The following is a 16,968-nucleotide window of genomic DNA, read 5'->3' as shown; positions in this document are numbered from 1 at the left end:
TCATTCGGACGGAAACGTACAGCTATACTTCATGCGGTGGTAAATGTAGGGAGATTCCGAATCGGTCTTCCGCTCGCGCGGCGGAGGGCGATCATCAGCAAGCGGCTTCACCACGGAAAGCCCGGTGGGGCGATCACCCGATCGCCCTTCTTGCGGAAACGCCGAGCCTGCGGGAGATGCGCGGATCCTATGCGCGGGCCGCGTCCCATCCCCGGCGGATGAGGCCGTAGCCCTCGCTGTAGACTTCGCGGGGCGTCGGGAAGAAGTCGCGCCACACCCGTGTGGCGGCGGCCAGCGGCGGCAGCGCGCGGCCGAAGGCCTCGATGGTGATCCAGCCGTCATAGCCGGACCGTTTCAGCTCCTCGAAGGTGGCGGCGAAGTCGATATGGCCCCTGCCGGGCGTGCCGCGGTCGTTCTCGGAGACATGCATGTGCCCGAGATGGCGCCGGATGGCGGCGACGGCGCCGATCGGGTCCTTCTCCTCGATATTGGCGTGGAAGGTATCGTACATGCCGGTGATGTTGGGATGGTCGACCGCATCGAGATAGGCGGCGAGGTCGCTCATCGTGTTGAGGAAATAGCATTCGAAGCGGTTGAGCGCCTCGATCGCCACGCGCACGCCGAGCCGCCCGGCGACGTCCCCCGCGGCGCGGTGGAACTCGATGCCGCGCTCACGCTCCTCCCGCGTCGGCGCCTCGCCGGAGAAATGGCCGAGCGTCGAATGGAGCGGGCCGCCGACCAGCCTGCCGCCCATGGCGGCGGTGCATTCGAGGATCCACGCCATATGCCGGAGGCCAGCCGCCCGCTGCGCCGGATCGGCGCCGATCGGGTTCATGTCGAGGCTGGGGAAGAGGGCGATGCCGGTGGCTTCGAGGCCGACCCGCTCCAACTCGCGCCCGAGTTCGGCGTAATGGGCGGGCGAGCCTTCGAAGACCGGAATTTCCACGCCGTCATAGCCGCAGCGCTTGATCTCCTCGAGGAGGAGCCAGTGCTCGGGCTGCACATGCGCGGTCCACAGCAGCAGGTTGAAGCCGATCTTCATGCGCTTTCCTTCCGTCGCGGGGGCTGCCGCGGCCATGGTCCGGCAGGGACCGGGCCGCCCGGAGGCGGCCCGTCCGCGCTCAATTGGTCGGGCCGGGCGAGGGCTGCGGCAGCGGCTGGGCCAGCCATGCGGCGACCTGGTCGGGCTTGGCATCCCACGGGATCGCCGTGTCCATGTTGGCGCTGGTGATCAGCTGGGTCGGCGCGGCATAGAACTGGCCGGGTTCGATCTTCTTGTCGATGACGGCCAGAAGCAGCTGGAGCGACTGGACCGAGGCGATCGAAGGCGGGTTGCTGTTGGTGATCGTCATCTTGCCCTGCTTGATCAGGTCGATGCCGTAGGGCGCGCCGTTGCAGGCGCCGAGCAGGATCTTGCCGGTCTTGCCGGCGCGGTCGATGGCGATCGACACGCCGACCGCCATGTCGTCATTGGCGGCGTAGATGGCCTTGACGTCGGGATGGGCGGTGAGGATCTGGGCCGTCGCATCCAGCGCCTTCTGGCGGTCCCAATCCGCCGCCACCTCGGCGACGACGCTCGCCTTCGATCCCACCGCCTTCAACCCGTCCTTGAAGCTGTTGGCGAAAGCCTCGGCGTCGCCGCGGCCGAGCTTGCCGGTCACGATCGCCACCTCGCCGTCGGGAACCTGCTTGCCGAGCGCCTCGCCGACCGGCTCGCCGAACTTGAAGAGGTTGATCTCCATGAAGCCCGCGGCATTCTTGAGCAGCGAGGGGTCGTAGCCATACTGGAAGAAGATCGGCACGCCGGCCCGCTGGGCCTGCGCGATCGCCGCCTTCTCGGAAGACAGCGAGACCGCGTAGATCAGGATGCCGTCGACACCCTTGGTGATGGCATCCTGCACATTGGCCAGTTCCTGTGTCGGATCGTTGTTGGCGGTGTAGGTCACCAGCTTGACGCCGAGCTTGTCGGCGGCCGCCTGGGCCGCGTTCATGCCGTACTGGTAATAGGGATCCGGCCCGCCCCGCATGAAGGCGATCGTCTTCTCGGCAGCCTGCGCGAAGGTGGGGGCGATGAGCGCCCCGAGCGCCACGGCCGCGAGGGCCATCGTGGATTTCTTCATTGTCGTCCTCCCTTGACTTTTCTGGATCGAAAGCCGTGCCCGCTGCGTTCAACGCTTCTTCTGCAGGAGGACGGCCGCCGTTATGATCAGTCCCAGCACGGCGCTCTGGTAATTGGCGCCGACGCCGAGAAGATTCATGCTGTTGCTGACGAGGCCGAGCAGCAGGACGCCGCCCAGCGTGCCGATCACCGTGCCGCGCCCGCCGACCAGCGGAGTGCCGCCGATGACGACGGCGGCGATCGCCCGCAGTTCATAGCCGTTGCCCATGCTGGGCAGGCCGGAATCGAGGATGCCCGTCAGGATCACGCCGGCCACGCCCACCATCAGGCCGCTGAGGGCGTAGAGGCCGATCTTGACCCGCCGCACCGGGATGCCGGAGAGGCGCGCCGCCTCCTCATTGCCGCCGATGGCGAAGGCGTAGCGGCCCAGCATGGTGAAGCGCAGGACGAGGTAGATCGTGGCGACGGCGGCGAGCAGCGCATAGATCGGGAACGGCACGCCGAACGCGCTCCCCGTGCTGAAGATGTCGAAGAGCGTGTCGACGCCGTTGACGGGGCTGCCGTTGCACATGACGATCGCCATGCCCTGCAGGAAGGTCATGGTGCCCAGGGTGACGATGAAGGGCGTCGCGCGGTTGGTGGCGACCAGCGCCCCGTTCAGCGTGCCGATCGCCGTTCCCGCGGCAAGGCCGGCCAGCACGCCGAGCAGGGTCGACCCGGTCCCCACGACGGTGAGCGCGGTGGAGAGCCCCGCCACCGACAGGGCCGCGCCGACCGACAGGTCCAGCCCCCCGGCGACCAGCAGCACGGTCTGCCCTGCGGCGACGATGCCGAGCGTCGAGACCTGGAAGAGGATGTTGAACAGGTTGTTGGCGGACAGGAAGCGCGGATTGCCGATGGCCGTCACGACGATGATGGCGAGGAGCACGAGCAGGAGCGTGAAGCGGCCGACGCCCAGGGCGCGGATCGGAGAGCTCTTCTGCACCCGGCCCTCGAGGCCGGTCAGGACGGTTTGCGACATCAGTGCGGACTCCCGGTGCTCTGGGTCTGGATGGCGGCCAGCAGATGTTCGGGCCTCAGCCCGGCCGGCACGAGTTCCTGGTCGATGCGCCCGCCGCGCAGCACGACGATGCGGTCGGCCAGGGCGATGAGTTCCTCCAGGTCGGTCGAGACGAAGACGACGCTCGCGCCCCTGTCGGCGAGATGGCGCAGATGGTCATGGATCTGGCGCTGCGACTCGACGTCGACCCCCTGCGTCGGCTCCTCCAGCACGAACAGCCGGGCATCGGCGAAGATCGCCCGTCCGAGCAGGGATTTGCGCTGGTTGCCGCCGCTGAGAAAGCGCACCTCCCGGTCCGGGGCGCGCGGGTTGAGGTCGAGCCGCTCGGCCATGGCGAGCGCCGCCTGGTGCTCCTTGGCGAGGTTGAGGCACCAGGCGCGGGCGAGCTTGGGAAGCGCGGCGAGGGAGATGTTCTTGGCGACGGAGAGCGGCATCACCAGGCCCCTGCCCCGCATGTCCTCGGGAATGAACTGGACGCCGCGGGCGACCGCGGCGCGGATCGAACGCGGGGCATAGGGCTCGCCGCCGAGCGTCATCGCGCCGTCCGCCCGGTCGATCCCCGCGATGACCGCCGCGAGCGCGTTGGCGCCGCCGCCGACGAGGCCGGTCAGGCCGACGATCTCGCCCCGGCCGACGGAGAGCGAGACATCGTCGAGCCGGCCGGCCAGCGACACATGGGCGAGCGTGAGGAAGGGATCGGCATGCGGGGCGGGCGCCCGATGGGTCTCGACGGCACCGAAGCTGCGGCCGACGATCATGGCGATCAGGCCGTCCTTGTCGGACGTCTTCCCCTCGACCACCGCCACCTTGCGGCCGTTCCGCAGGATGGTGATCCGGTCGGAGATGGCGAGGACTTCGTCGAGATGGTGGGAGACATAGACGATCGCCATGCCCTGCCGTGCGAGGCTGCGGATCAGCCGGAACAGGAAGTCCGCCTGGCTCTTGTTGAGCGCCGCCGTCGGCTCGTCGAGCAGCAGGACCCGGGCCTCCTCCCTCACCGCCTTGGCGATGGCGACCTGCTGGCGATGCGCGATGTCGAGATCGCCGAGGCGGGTGCCGACGGGCAGGGAGAGGCCGAGCCGCGCCAGCAGCGCCGAGGCCTTGCGGGCCATCGCGCGGTCGTCGAGCAGGCCGAGCCGGGTGCGGGGTTCGGCGCCCAGGAAGATGTTGGCGGCGACCGAGAGGTCGAGATGCAATTCCGCATTCTGGTAGACGACGGCGATGCCGGCTGCACGGCCATCCGCCGGATTGAGGGCGCGGAAGGCCTGGCCTCCGACGACGATCTGCCCCGAATCGGGCGGCTGGGCCCCCGACAGGATCTTCATGAAGGTCGACTTGCCCGCCCCGTTCTTGCCGACGAGGCCATGGATCTCGCCGGGCGCCACGGCGAAGTCGACGCCGTCGAGCGCGCAGGTGCCGAGGAACGCCTTGGTGATGGCCCGCGCTTCGATCGCGGGCACCGGCAGGGCTCCCCCATCGCCGCCGCCCGACACCGTCGGTTCCATCGCCATGCTTCGCTCCCGGACGCTCTGCGGTTTTCTTGTTTTAGGGGACGACGGCGCCCGGTGAGGTTGCCCTCCTGCGGCGGCCCGGCCTCCCGATGTCGAACGCAGCGCCGGCGGCCGGTGGGTTCCGGCGGATGCCATTGCCCGTCCGTCAGGCGAGACTTTCTGTTATATTAGTGTAACGTGTCAAGGCTCTTCCGGCTCGGAGCCATATTCGCCGGGGGATGGCCGGTCCTGGCAGAGCCGAATGTCGGTTTACGCGCCGATTTGTGCTACCGAACGGCAGTTTCGATTGGCGGAGGTGGACAGGTGAGCGATGGGCCGAGCATTCAGCTGCAGGGGGTCAGCCTCGACCGGCGTGCGCCGCTGCGGGACCAGATCTATCAGCTCGTGCGGAGCCTGATCATCATCGGGCAATTGCGCCCCGGCCAGCCCGTCAACGAGATCGAGATCGCCGAACAGCTCGGCGTCTCGCGCACGCCCGTGCGGGAGGCCGTCAAGCGGATCAGCGACGAGGGCCTCATCAACGTCTTCGCGCAGAACGGCACCTTCGTTACCGAGATCAGCCGGAAGGCGCTCGAGGAGGCCTATATCATCCGCAATGCGCTGGAGATGGAGAGCGTCAGGCGGGCGGCCGGCCAGATGACGACGCGGGAGCACGAGGAGGCGCTGGAGGACATCATCGCCCTGCACGAGACCGCCATCATGCGCCGGCGCTTTGCCGACGCCATCCGTCTCGACGACCAGTTCCACCGCTACATCGCCGAGATCAACGGCCTCTCGATGCTCTGGCGTGCCGTCGACATCTCCAAGGCCCAGATGGACCGCGGCCGCTACCGCGCCTTGCCCAGCCCCGGATCGGGCGAGACCACGATCCTGCAGCACAGGAACATCCTCGCCGCCCTGCACGCGCAGGACCCGCAGCAGGCCATGGAGGCCATGCGGCTCCATCTCGACACCTCGCTGCGGAACACGCTCAGCCTGCTCGGCGACAATCTGGACTGAGGAGTCAATTTCCGGAGCGCGGACATCCTGTGGCGAGATTGGAGCGTCGATCACCGATCGACCTCTTCCGTGCGGCAGGCTCCGCGCTTCAAGGGGGCGATCGGTGATCGCCCCTCCTGCCGCGCCTAATTGGTCACGCCCGTTTGGCGCCGGAAAGCGTGTCGCGTCCGAGGACGGCGAGGACCTTGGCGACGATGCCGGCGGCGTCGAGGCCGGCGCGGGCATAGAGCGTCTCGGGCTTGTCGTGGTCGAGGAACAGGTCCGGCAGCACCAGCGAGCGGAACTTCAGCCCGCGGTCGAAGGCGCCCGCATCGGCCAGGCACTGCGCCACGAACGAGCCGAAGCCGCCCACCGAGCCTTCCTCCACCGTCAGCAGCACCTCATGCTCGCGCGCCAGCCGCAGCACCAGATCCTGGTCCAGCGGCTTGGCGAAGCGCGCATCCGCCACCGTCGCCGACAGTCCGAACGCCGCCAGGTCCTCCGCCGCCTTCAGGCATTCGGCCAGCCGCGTCCCCAGCGACAACAGCGCGATATGGCTGCCCTCGCGCAGCACCCGCCCCCGCCCGATCGCCAAGGGCACGCCCTGCTCCGGCATCTCCACCCCCACGCCCTCCCCGCGCGGGTAGCGGAACGCGATCGGCCCCGCGTCATGCGCCGCCGCCGTCGCCACCATGTGAACCAATTCCGCCTCGTCCGCCGCCGCCATCACCACCATGTTCGGCAGGCAGCCCAGATACGCCACGTCGAACGCCCCGGCATGCGTCGCTCCGTCCGCCCCCACCAGCCCCGCCCGGTCGATCGGGAACCGGACGGCCAAGTTCTGGATCGCCACGTCGTGCACCACCTGGTCATAGGCCCGCTGCAGGAAGGTCGAATAGATCGCGCAGAACGGCTTGTAGCCCTCCGCCGCAAGCCCCGCCGAAAACGTCACCGCATGCTGCTCGGCGATCCCCACATCGTAAAGACGCTGCGGGAAGGCCTGGCCGAACAAATCCAGCCCCGTCCCCGACGGCATCGCCGCCGTCACCGCCACCACCCGCTCGTCCCGCTCCGCCTCCTTCACCAGCGCCTCGGCGAACACACGCGTATAGGCCGGCGCATTCGCCTTCGCCTTCACCTGCGTCCCCGTGATCACGTCGAACTTCACCACCCCGTGATACTTGTCCGCCGACGCCTCCGCCGGGCCGTAGCCCTTGCCCTTCTGCGTCACCACATGCACCAGGATCGGCCCCTCCGCCTGGTCGCGCACATTCTTCAAAACCGGCATGAGATGGTCGAGATTGTGCCCGTCGATCGGCCCGACATAATAAAAGCCGAGCTCCTCGAACAGCGTGCCCCCCGTCAGCAGCCCCCGCGCGAACTCCTCCGTCCGCCGCGCCTTGTCGTAGAAGAAGCGCGGCAGCTTCTGCGCCAGCATCTTGCCGAAATCGCGCAGGTTCTTGTACGTGCCCCCCGACACCAGGCGCGCCAGATAGGCCGACATCGCCCCCACCGGCGGGGCGATCGACATGTCGTTGTCGTTCAGGATCACGATCAGCCGCGACCCCAGCGCCCCCGCATTGTTCATCGCCTCATAGGCCATGCCCGCCGACATCGCCCCGTCGCCGATCACGCAGATCACATTGTTCCGCCCGCCCTTCAGGTCCCGCGCCGCCGCCATCCCCAGCCCCGCCGAGATCGACGTCGAGGAATGCGCCGCCCCGAACGGGTCGTATTCGCTCTCGCTGCGCCGCGTGAAACCCGAAAGGCCCCCGGGCTGGCGCAGCGTCCGGATCCGGTCCCGCCGGCCCGTGAGGATCTTGTGCGGATAGGCCTGGTGCCCGACATCCCAGATCACACGGTCCGCCGGCGTGTCGAACACCGCATGCAGCGCCACCGTCAGCTCCACCACCCCCAGCCCCGCACCCAGATGACCGCCCGTCACCGACACCGCGTCGATCATCTCCGCCCGCAACTCGTCCGCAACCTGCCGGAGCTTGTCCTCCGGCAGAGAACGTAGATCGGACGGTATACGGATCGTATCCAACAACGGCGTCGAAGGCTGGGGCAAGGTCAATCCATCGGTTATGGTGCCGGTCCATCGGCCGGCCGTTGATTAGATTACATAATAAGAGCGGCAGCAATGCACTTTTGCAATCTTCCAAACTGCGGCGGACCGATCGTCGCAGGTGCCCGCGAGCCTCGCGGCGGGCCCCGAGCCGAAGCTCGACTTGCCCGCCCGTCCGGGCTAGCGTCCGGCCGCGATCGGATGCCGGTCGGCTAGCGGAGTGGTTGCTGGAATGGCTGTGATGCTCGTGACGGGGGCCGGCGGCTTCGTCGGATCCGCGGTTGCCCGCCTCCTCGCCGGGGAGGGCTGGCGCATCCGCACGGTCATGCGCGCCGCGGCGCCGCGCCGCAACGTCGCCGATCTGGACTGCGAGATCGTGGTCGGCGACCTCAGGGACGCCGGCACCGTCACGCAGGCGATGCAGGGCGTCGAGGGCGTCTTCCACGTCGCGGCGGACTACCGGCTCTGGGCCCGGGACCCCGACGAGATTCGCCGCAACAACATGGCGATGACGCAGAACGTCATGCGCGCCGCCCTCGCAGCCGGGGTCGGACGCGTGATCTACACGTCCAGCGTCGCGGCGATCGAGCCGCCGGCCGGGACGACGGACATCCGGCCGAGCGACGAGACGAGACCGCTCGACGAGGCCAGGGCGATCGGCGCCTACAAGCGCAGCAAGGTCGCCGCCGAGCGCCTCGTCGAAGCCATGGTGCGGGACGAAGGCCTGCCGGCTGTCATCGTCAGCCCGTCGACGCCGATCGGCCCGCGCGACGTCCGGCCGACCCCGACCGGCCGCATCGTGGTCGAGGCGGCATCGGGACGGATGCCGGCCTTCGTCGATACCGGCCTCAACCTCGTCCATGTCGACGACGTCGCGGCCGGCCACCTCGCGGCCTACAGGCAGGGCCGGATCGGCGAGCGCTACATCCTCGGCGGCCAGGACGTGCCGTTGCGACAGATGCTCGCGGAGATCGCGGCGCTGACCGGCCGCCGGCCGCCCCGCATGCGGCTGGCGCCGGGCATGGTGATGCCGCTCGCCGTCGCCGCCGAGGCTTTCGCGCGGATCAGCGGGCGAGAACCGTTCGTCAGCGTCGACGCCCTCCGGATGTCGCGCCACATGATGTATTATTCCTCGGCCAAGGCGGAGCGGGAACTCGGCTATCGCGCCCGTCCCCACGGCGAGGCCCTGGCGGATGCGATCTCCTGGTTCCGGTCGGCGGGTTATATTCGATGATTGCTGCGGTGCCCCTGCTCCTTGCCCTCGCCAGCGCCGCCGTCTGGGTCGGCCTCATCGCCCTGCGCGGCGGCTTCTGGCTGTCGTCCGTCCGCGACGAGCCTTCTGCCGGCCCGGCACCGGCGCAGTGGCCGCCGGTCGTCGCGGTGGTGCCGGCCCGCAACGAGGCCGACGTCGTCGCGCACGCCGTCGGCTCCCTGCTGGCGCAGGACTATCCGGGACAGCTGCGCGTCGTGCTGGTCGACGACAACAGCGACGACGGCACCGCGGAGCAGGCCATGGCGGCGGCGGAGGCCGCGGGCGGCGGCGCACGTCTTTCTGTCCTGTCCGGCCAGCCGCTGCCGCGCGGCTGGACCGGCAAGCTCTGGGCTCTCAGCCAGGGCGTCGAGGCGGCCGGCCGCAGCGAGCCCTCCTATCTGTGGCTGAGCGACGCCGACATCGTCTACACCCCCGATACGCTGCGCTCGATGGTGACGCGCGCCGAGGCGGGCGGGCTCGCGGCCGTCTCGCTGATGGCGCGGCTGCGCTGCGAGAGCCCGGCGGAGCGAATGCTGATTCCCGCCTTCATCTTCTTCTTCCAGATGCTCTACCCCTTCGCCTGGGTGAACCGTCCCGCCGCGGCGACGGCCGCGGCGGCGGGCGGCTGCGTCCTCGTCCGCAGCGACGCGCTGGCCGGCATCGGCGGCATCGGCGCCATTCGCGGCGCCCTCATCGACGACTGCACCCTGGCCGCCCGCCTCAAGGGCAAGGGCGGCCGGATCTGGCTCGGGCTGACGAACCGGGCGAGGAGCATCCGCGTCTATGACCGCTTCGACGACATCCGCCGCATGGTGGCGCGCTCGGCCTATGCCCAGCTCGGCTACTCACCGCTGACCCTGCTCGGCACCGTGCTCGGCATGGCGCTCGTTTATGTCGCACCACCCGCAATCGCCTTGTTCGGTCCCTCCCCGGCCCGCTATGTTGCGCTGGCGACCTGGATCGCGATGGCGCTTGCCTTCGTGCCGACGCTCCGTTTCTATAGAGTTTCCTGGCTGTGGGGCCCGTTTTTGCCTGTCATCTCCGCCTGCTACATGGGTTTCACCTGCGACTCGGCCATCCAGCACATCGCCGGCCGCGGCGGATTGTGGAAGGGGCGCGTGCAGGCGCCGCGGGACGCATGATGGACACCGCCTCCTCCGCCAGGACCGGCAAGGGCGCCGGCGACGAGAATTTTCCCGTCGCCTCCTGGCTCATCGCGCCGCAACATCGCCCGGCGATCTTCGCCTTCTATGATTTCGTGCGCACGGCCGACGACGTGGCGGACCACGCCATGCTCGCACCCTCGGAGAAACTGCGGCTGCTGGACCAGCTCGAGGCGGGCCTCGCCGGCCGCGACGACCGGGAAGCGGTCGCCGTGGCGCTGCGTTCGGTCCTGCGCGAGCGCGGCCTCGGCCCGCAGCATGCGATCGATCTCCTCAACGCCTTCCGCCTCGATGTGCACAAGCTGCGCTACGAAACCTGGGAGGAACTCATCGACTATTGCCGCCTGTCCGCCATGCCCGTGGGGCGCTACGTCCTCGACGTCCACGGCGAGAGCCAGGCGCTGTGGCCGGCGAACGATGCGCTCTGCGCCGCGCTGCAGATCATCAACCACCTCCAGGACTGCGGAAAGGACTACCGCGCGCTCGACCGCGTCTACGTGCCGGGCGAAGCGATGGCGGAAGCCGGCGTCGACGTCGCCGCCCTGGGCGCCGACCGCGCTTCGCCCGCCCTGCGCCTCTGCCTCCACGGCCTGGCGCGCCGGACGGGGACGCTGCTGGAGGAGGCCCGCGGCTTTTCGGCCGATATCCAGAACCGCCGGCTGTCCCTGGAAGTCGCGATCATCCATCGCCTGGCCGACCGTCTGGTGCACCGGCTGGAACGCCGCGATCCGCTGAGCGAGCGGGTGCATCTGGGCAAGGCCCACGCCCTGGGCGTGGTGATCGGCGTGCTCGCCGGCCGCTGGCGCCGCCGGCCGAAGCGGCCGGCGCCGGCATTGCGGGTACCGACATGACACAGGCGCAAGCACCGGCGGCGACCGCGAGCCGCGCCAAGGGCAGTTCCTTCTATGCCGCGATGCGCATCCTGCCGCGCCAGCAGCGCGAGGCGATGTATGCCGTCTACGATATCTGCCGCGCCGTCGACGACGTCGCCGACGAGGGCGGGACGTCGGAACAGCGCCTCGCCGAACTGGAGAACTGGCGGCGCGACCTCGATGCGCTCTATGCCGGCGAGGCGCCGGGCCGGTTTGCGGCCGTCGCCCCCACGGTGCGGCAATACGGCCTGCGGCAGGCCGACTTCATCGCGCTGCTCGACGGCATGACGATGGATGCCGAGGGCGACATCCGCGGCCCCGACATGGCGACGCTCGACCTCTATTGCGACCGGGTGGCGAGCGCTGTCGGTCGGCTGTCCAACCAGATCTTCGGCATTCGCGGCGGCGACAGCGTCCTGCTCGCCCATCACCTCGGCCGCGCCCTGCAGCTGACCAACATCCTGCGCGATATCGACGAGGATGCCGGTCTCGGACGTCTCTATCTGCCCGACGAGGCGCTGGCCGAGGCCGACATCGCCAGCCGCGACCCGGCGGAGGTGATGGCGCATCCCGCCGTCGCCAGGGCCTGCCGTCCTCTGGTCCTGCAGGCCCGGGCCCATTTCAACGAGGCCGCGGCCGTGCTGCGCCGCATCCCCCGCTCGGTGTCGCGCGCCCCGCGCCTGATGGGCGCCGTCTACGGCCTCCTGCTCGACCGCCTGGAGGCACGGGGCTTCCGGCAGCCGCGCGAGCGCGTGCGGCTCGACAAGCTCACCCTGCTGATGCTCCTCGTCCGCCATGGCCTGGTGTGATGCCGCCGGGAACCGTCCATGTCGTCGGCGCCGGATTGGCCGGCCTGTCCGCGGCGACCCGGCTCGCCGATCGCGGCTGGACCGTCCGCCTCTACGAGGCGGCGCCGCAGGCGGGCGGGCGCTGCCGGTCCTATGTCGACCAGGCCCTGGGCACCACGATCGACAACGGCAACCATCTCCTGCTCTCCGGCAACCAGGCCGCCCTCGCCTTTCTCGACCTCGTCGGGGCGCGCGGCCAGCTCGTCGGTCCGGAGCACGCCTCCTTCGACTTCGTGGATCTTCGCAGCGGCGAGCGATGGCGCCTGCAGCCGAGCGCCGGCCGGATCCCCTGGTGGATCTTCAGCAAGGCGCGGCGCGTGCCCGGCAGCCGCCCGCTCGACTATCTGGCGCTGCTCCGCCTGCGCTTCGCCCGGCATGGCGCCACCATCGGCGAGGCCATGGCCTGCAGCGGCCCGCTCTATGAGCGCCTGTGGCATCCCCTGCTGCTGGCGGCCCTCAACACCGAGCCGCCGGCGGCCAGTGCCAGCCTCGCCGATGCGGTGATCCGCAACACGCTGGAGCGCGGCGGCGCGGCCTGCCGGCCTCTCGTCGCCCGCGCCGGCCTCTCGGCCACCTTCGTCGACCCCGCCCTCGCCTTCCTCGATCGGCACGGCGCGGCGGTCCGCTTCGGCAGCCGGCTGCGCTCGATCGCGTTCGCCGGGGCCCGCGTCGAGCGCCTGGAATTCGCCGAGGGCGCGGTCGACGTCGCAGCCGGCGAGCAGGTCGTGCTGGCCGTTCCCGCGCCGGTCGCCGCCCAGCTCCTGCCCGGCATCGAGACCCCTGTCGAGCACCGCGCCATCGTCAACGGCCATTTCAGGATCGACGTGCTCCCCGGCGCCCCGCCCATGATCGGCGTCGTCGGCGGCGAGGCCGAGTGGGTCTTCACCTATCCCGGCCGCATCTCGACGACGACGAGCGGGGCCGACCGGCTGATCGACCAGCCGCGCGAAGCGCTCGCCGAAATTCTGTGGCGCGACGCCGCCGCCGCCCTCGGCCTGCACGGCCCCCTGCCGCCCTGGCAGATCGTCAAGGAACGCCGCGCGACCTTCGCTGCGCTGCCGCGGGAGGAAGCCCGTCGCCCGCCGGCCGCGACCCGCTGGACCAATCTCGCCCTCGCCGGCGACTACACCGCCACCGGCCTGCCCGCCACGATCGAAGGCGCGGTACGCTCTGGCGTCGCGGCGGCGGATGTGGTGGAAAGAACCGCCGTGCCGGGCGAGCACCCGGCCGGCAGCCAGAAGGCCGTTGCCGCATGACCATCGTCGAGGACGCCCCCAAACCCAAGCCCGCTTTGCCCGATCTCGACCGGGCCGTGCGGTCCGGCCGGCAGGCGCTGCTGTCGCGCCAGCGCCCGGACGGCCATTGGGTGTTCGAGCTCGAAGCCGATGCGACCATTCCCGCCGAATATGTCCTGCTGCGCCATTATCGCGGCGAGCCCGAGGATGCCGGCCTCGAAGCGAGGATCGCCACCTATCTGCGCCGCATCCAGGGCAGCCATGGCGGATGGCCGCTGTTCGAAGGCGGCGCACTCGACATCAGCGCCAGCGTCAAGGCCTATTTCGCCCTCAAGATGATCGGGGATGCCCCGGACCTGCCGCATATGAAGCGAGCGCGGGAAGCCATCCTCGCCGCGGGCGGCGCGGCGCGGAGCAACGTGTTCACCCGCATCCTGCTGGCGCTCTACCGCGTGGTGCCCTGGCGCGCCGTGCCGGTGATGCCGGCCGAGATCATGCTGCTGCCGCGCTGGTTTCCGTTCCATCTCACCAAGATCTCCTACTGGGCGCGGACGGTCATCGTGCCGCTCCTCATCCTGCAGGCGCTGAAGCCTGCCGCCAGGAACCCGCGCGGCGTCGGCATCGACGAGCTCTTCCTCGTGCCGCCCGACAAGGTGCGGCACTGGCCGAAGGGCCCGCACCAGAAGGCGCCCTATTCGCAGATCTTCGGCGGCATCGACCGCGTGCTTCGCCTGGCCGAGCCGTTCTTTCCCGGTGCCTCACGCAAGCGCTCGATCGACAAGGCGGTGGCTTTCGTGACCGAGCGCCTCAACGGCGAGGACGGGCTCGGCGCGATCTACCCGGCGATGGCGAACGCCGTCATGGCCTTCGATGCGCTCGGCTATCCTGCCGACCATCCCGCGCTGGTGGTCGCCCGGCGCTCGATCGAGAAGCTGCTGGTGCACAGGGAGACGGAGACCTACTGCCAGCCCTGCGTCTCGCCGGTGTGGGATACGGCGCTGGTCTGCCATGCCCTGCTGGAATCGGGAGAGGATGCGCGGGCCCCCGAGGTCCATCGCGGCCTTGCCTGGCTGAAGCCCCGGCAGGTCCTCGACGTCAAGGGCGACTGGGCGGAACTGCGCCCCGACGTCCGCCCCGGCGGCTGGGCTTTCCAGTATGCGAACGACCACTATCCGGACCTCGACGACACCGCGGTGGTGGTGATGGCGATGGACCGCGCCCAGAGCGCGGCCGGACATGAGGAATTCGCCGGCGCCATCGCCCGGGGCCGCGAATGGATCGAGGGGCTGCAGAGCCGCAATGGCGGTTGGGGCGCCTTCGACGCCGACAACGACTATGACTATCTGAACCACATCCCCTTCTCCGACCATGGCGCGCTGCTCGACCCGCCGACGGCGGACGTCACCGGCCGCTGCCTGTCGATGCTGGGTCAGCTCGGGGCCACCGCGAAGACGAGCGCGGCGGTCGCCCGCGCGCTCGACTATCTCTGGCGGACCCAGGAGAAGGACGGCAGCTGGTACGGCCGCTGGGGCGTCAACTATGTCTACGGCACCTGGTCGGTCCTGTGCGGGCTCAATGCCGTCGGCGTCGATCCGGCATCGCCGCCCGTCCGCCGCGCGGTCGACTGGCTGATCGCCATCCAGAACGAAGACGGCGGCTGGGGCGAGGACTGCGCCAGCTACAAGCTCGATTATGCCGGCTATGAGAAGGCCGCCAGCGCGGCCTCGCAGACGGCCTGGGCCGTGCTCGGCCTGATGGCCGCCGGCGAGGCGAACCACCCCGCCGTGACGACGGGCGTGCAATGGCTGCTCGACCGCCAGGAAGGCGACGGGCTATGGCCCGAGGAGGCCTATACCGGCACAGGCTTCCCGCGCGTCTTCTATCTGCGCTATCACGGCTATGCGAAATTCTTCCCGCTCTGGGCGGTTTCCCGCTACCGCACTCTGATGAAGGGCAACGGCGTGGCCGTGCTGCACGGAATGTGAGCCTGCGCCCCCCGGCGGCGCAGCGCGTCGGCGGGATGGCCATGAGGAAGAGCGAAGCCATGCCGTCCACCGCCTCGCCTCCGCCGCCCTGCGTGCTCGCCGTCGTCGGCCTGCAGGCGGAAGCGCGCATCGCGCAGGACCCGCGCGTGAAAACGGTCTGCGGCGGCGGACAGGCGGCGCTGCTGAAGGCACGGCTGGCCGAGGCGCTCGCCGCGGGCGGCGTCGCCGGCCTCGCCAGCTTCGGCATTGCCGGCGGACTCGATGCCGGGCTTCGGCCCGGAACGGCGGTTCTCGCCCGCTGGGTCGCCGGCGCGGGCGGCCGCTGGACCGCCGATGCCGCCTGGCTGGCGGCGCTGACGGCGCGCTGTCCCGGCATGGTCGCCGCGGGCATCGTCGGGAGCGACCATGCCATCGGCACGCCGCAGGCCCGGCAAGGCCTCCAGGCCTCGACCGGCGCGGCGGCCGTCGATATGGAATCGCATGTCGTCGCCGAAATGGCGCAGGCGCACGGCCTGCCCTTCGTCGCCATCCGCGTCGTCGCCGACGCGGCGGAGCGGACCCTGCCGGCGGCGGCACTCATTCCCCTGCGGCCGGACGGCCGGCCCGACATCGGGCGCATACTCGCGGCCGTCGCCGCCGATCCCGGTCAGATCCCGGCGCTCATCCGTGTCGCGCGCGAGACCGGCAAGGCCTTCGCCTCACTCCGCCGCGTCCGCCGGCAGCTCGGCCTCGGCCTTGCGTGTCCGGATCTCCTCAAGCTTGTGCTCGACATGCCGTGAGAAGGTAAATTCAGGCGGACGCTGGCGGTCGAGCGGGATTTCCGGCGCCATCGGCCCGTCGGTGCGCGGTCCCTTGAGGGCAACGCTCAGCATCTTCAGGGGATGCTTGAAGGCGTCCTTCACCGCCGTCGCCTCGAAGCCGCTATGCACCATGCAGTCGGCGCATTTCTCGTAGTTGCCGGTGCCGTAGGAATCCCAGTTGGTGTCTTCCATCAGCTCCTTGAAGGTCTTGGCATAGCCTTCGCCGAGCAGGTAGCACGGCTTCTGCCAGCCGAACACGGTGCGCGTCGGGTTGCCCCAGGGCGTGCAGTGATAGGTCTGGTTGCCGGCCAGGAAGTCGAGGAAAAGCCCGGACTGGAAGAACTCCCAGTTCCGGCCGTTGCGGCCGCGCTTGAAGATCTCGCGGAACAGCGTCTTGGTCGCCTTGCGGTTCAGGAAGTGCTGCTGGTCGGGCGCCCGCTCATAGGCATAGCCAGGGGAGATGGTGATGCCGTCGACGCCGAGCGGCTTCATGGTGTCGAGGAAGGCCGCCACATTGTCCGGCTGGGCGTCGTTGAACAGGGTGCAGTTGATGTTGACCCGGAAGCCAGCGGCCTTGCCGGCCTTGATCGCCGCCACCGCCTTGTCGTAGACGCCGGTCTGGCAGACAGACTTGTCGTGCATCGGCTTGTCGCCGTCCAGATGCACCGACCAGTTGAAGTTCTTGTGCGGCTTGTACTGGCCGAGCTTCTTCTCCATCAGCAGCGCATTGGTGCAGACGGTGACGAACTTGCCCTTCGCGAGCAGCTTCTCGACGATCTCGGGCAATTCGCGGTGCAGCAGGGGCTCGCCGCCGGCGATCACCACCACGGGCGCCGGACATTCATCCGCGGCGCCCAGGCATTCGGCGACGGACAGGCGCTGGTTGAGGATCGGCGCGGGATAATCGATCTTGCCGCAGCCCGCACAGGCGAGATTGCAGCGGAAGAGCGGCTCGAGCATCAGCACCAGCGGATAACGCTTGGTGCGCAGGATCTCGTTCTTCAGGATGTAGGCGCCGATGCGCGCCATCTGATTGAGGGGTATGCCCACGCAGCGTCATCCTTCAATGTTCAAAAA

14 protein-coding genes are annotated in these 16,968 nt (G+C 69.6%); 8 read left to right on the top strand and 6 right to left on the bottom strand.

Annotation, left to right across the window (positions count from 1 at the left end; all coding sequences use genetic code 11):
* Positions 1 to 187: 187 nt before the first annotated feature.
* From J3R73_RS08760 to J3R73_RS08745, 4 genes are all read right to left on the bottom strand, one after another.
* On the bottom strand, positions 188 to 1,042 hold the full coding sequence (locus J3R73_RS08760) for a sugar phosphate isomerase/epimerase family protein (RefSeq protein ID WP_307425147.1): 855 nt from the start codon (positions 1,040 to 1,042) through the stop codon (positions 188 to 190).
* A 79-nt stretch (positions 1,043 to 1,121) separates the two neighbouring features.
* Positions 1,122 to 2,120: a sugar ABC transporter substrate-binding protein gene (locus J3R73_RS08755; RefSeq protein WP_307425144.1), complete on the bottom strand. Its 999-nt coding sequence runs from the start codon at positions 2,118 to 2,120 to the stop codon at positions 1,122 to 1,124.
* Between the two features lie 48 nt (positions 2,121 to 2,168).
* Positions 2,169 to 3,140, bottom strand: a complete 972-nt coding sequence (locus J3R73_RS08750) for an ABC transporter permease (RefSeq protein ID WP_307425142.1) — start codon at positions 3,138 to 3,140, stop codon at positions 2,169 to 2,171.
* Positions 3,140 to 4,690 (bottom strand): sugar ABC transporter ATP-binding protein, encoded by a 1,551-nt coding sequence (locus J3R73_RS08745; RefSeq protein ID WP_307425139.1) that lies wholly within the window; start codon positions 4,688 to 4,690, stop codon positions 3,140 to 3,142. Before J3R73_RS08745 ends, J3R73_RS08750 begins: the two co-directional genes overlap by 1 nt.
* A 303-nt stretch (positions 4,691 to 4,993) precedes the next feature.
* Here J3R73_RS08745 and J3R73_RS08740 point away from each other — a divergent pair, with 303 nt between their 5' ends.
* Entirely contained in the window at positions 4,994 to 5,689 is a 696-nt protein-coding gene (locus J3R73_RS08740) for a GntR family transcriptional regulator (RefSeq protein WP_307425137.1), read from the top strand.
* Between the two features lie 133 nt (positions 5,690 to 5,822).
* On the opposite strand, the gene dxs is transcribed toward J3R73_RS08740, so the two are convergent.
* Positions 5,823 to 7,739, bottom strand: coding sequence for a 1-deoxy-D-xylulose-5-phosphate synthase (dxs, locus tag J3R73_RS08735; protein WP_307424423.1), 1,917 nt, complete (start codon positions 7,737 to 7,739; stop codon positions 5,823 to 5,825).
* A gap of 238 nt (positions 7,740 to 7,977) precedes the next feature.
* Here dxs and hpnA point away from each other — a divergent pair, with 238 nt between their 5' ends.
* The 7 genes from hpnA to J3R73_RS08700 are packed head-to-tail and all read left to right on the top strand — an operon-like array spanning position 7,978 to position 15,870.
* Entirely contained in the window at positions 7,978 to 8,970 is a 993-nt protein-coding gene (gene hpnA, locus J3R73_RS08730) for a hopanoid-associated sugar epimerase (protein ID WP_307437217.1), read from the top strand.
* An 8-nt stretch (positions 8,971 to 8,978) separates the two neighbouring features.
* A complete protein-coding gene (locus tag J3R73_RS08725; protein ID WP_307425134.1) occupies positions 8,979 to 10,130 on the top strand; it encodes a glycosyltransferase in 1,152 nt (383 codons plus the stop codon).
* Complete coding sequence (hpnC, locus tag J3R73_RS08720) at positions 10,130 to 11,002, top strand: squalene synthase HpnC (RefSeq protein ID WP_307437212.1); 873 nt, start codon at positions 10,130 to 10,132, stop codon at positions 11,000 to 11,002. Before J3R73_RS08725 ends, hpnC begins: the two co-directional genes overlap by 1 nt.
* Positions 10,999 to 11,832, top strand: a complete 834-nt coding sequence (hpnD, locus tag J3R73_RS08715; protein ID WP_307425132.1) for a presqualene diphosphate synthase HpnD — start codon at positions 10,999 to 11,001, stop codon at positions 11,830 to 11,832. The genes hpnC and hpnD overlap by 4 nt, the downstream gene beginning before the upstream one ends.
* Positions 11,832 to 13,127 carry a hydroxysqualene dehydroxylase HpnE gene (gene hpnE / locus J3R73_RS08710; protein ID WP_307425131.1) on the top strand — a complete coding sequence of 432 codons (1,296 nt, stop codon included), beginning with the start codon at positions 11,832 to 11,834 and terminating at the stop codon, positions 13,125 to 13,127. The genes hpnD and hpnE overlap by 1 nt, the downstream gene beginning before the upstream one ends.
* Positions 13,124 to 15,091: a squalene--hopene cyclase gene (shc, locus tag J3R73_RS08705; protein ID WP_307425128.1), complete on the top strand. Its 1,968-nt coding sequence runs from the start codon at positions 13,124 to 13,126 to the stop codon at positions 15,089 to 15,091. The genes hpnE and shc overlap by 4 nt, the downstream gene beginning before the upstream one ends.
* Before the next feature lie 41 nt (positions 15,092 to 15,132).
* Positions 15,133 to 15,870, top strand: coding sequence for a phosphorylase family protein (locus J3R73_RS08700; RefSeq protein WP_307425124.1), 738 nt, complete (start codon positions 15,133 to 15,135; stop codon positions 15,868 to 15,870).
* On the opposite strand, the gene hpnH is transcribed toward J3R73_RS08700, so the two are convergent.
* A complete protein-coding gene (gene hpnH / locus J3R73_RS08695; RefSeq protein WP_307425121.1) occupies positions 15,790 to 16,941 on the bottom strand; it encodes an adenosyl-hopene transferase HpnH in 1,152 nt (383 codons plus the stop codon). The two genes, J3R73_RS08700 and hpnH, sit on opposite strands and share 81 nt — an antisense overlap.
* Between the last annotated feature and the right edge of the window lie 27 nt (positions 16,942 to 16,968).

It is taken from the genome of Labrys monachus, assembly GCF_030814655.1.
In the GTDB taxonomy this organism is placed as follows: Bacteria; Pseudomonadota; Alphaproteobacteria; order Rhizobiales; family Labraceae; genus Labrys; species Labrys monacha.
Note: the sequence above shows the minus strand (reverse complement) of the source record. Positions and strands in the feature narration are given on the sequence as shown.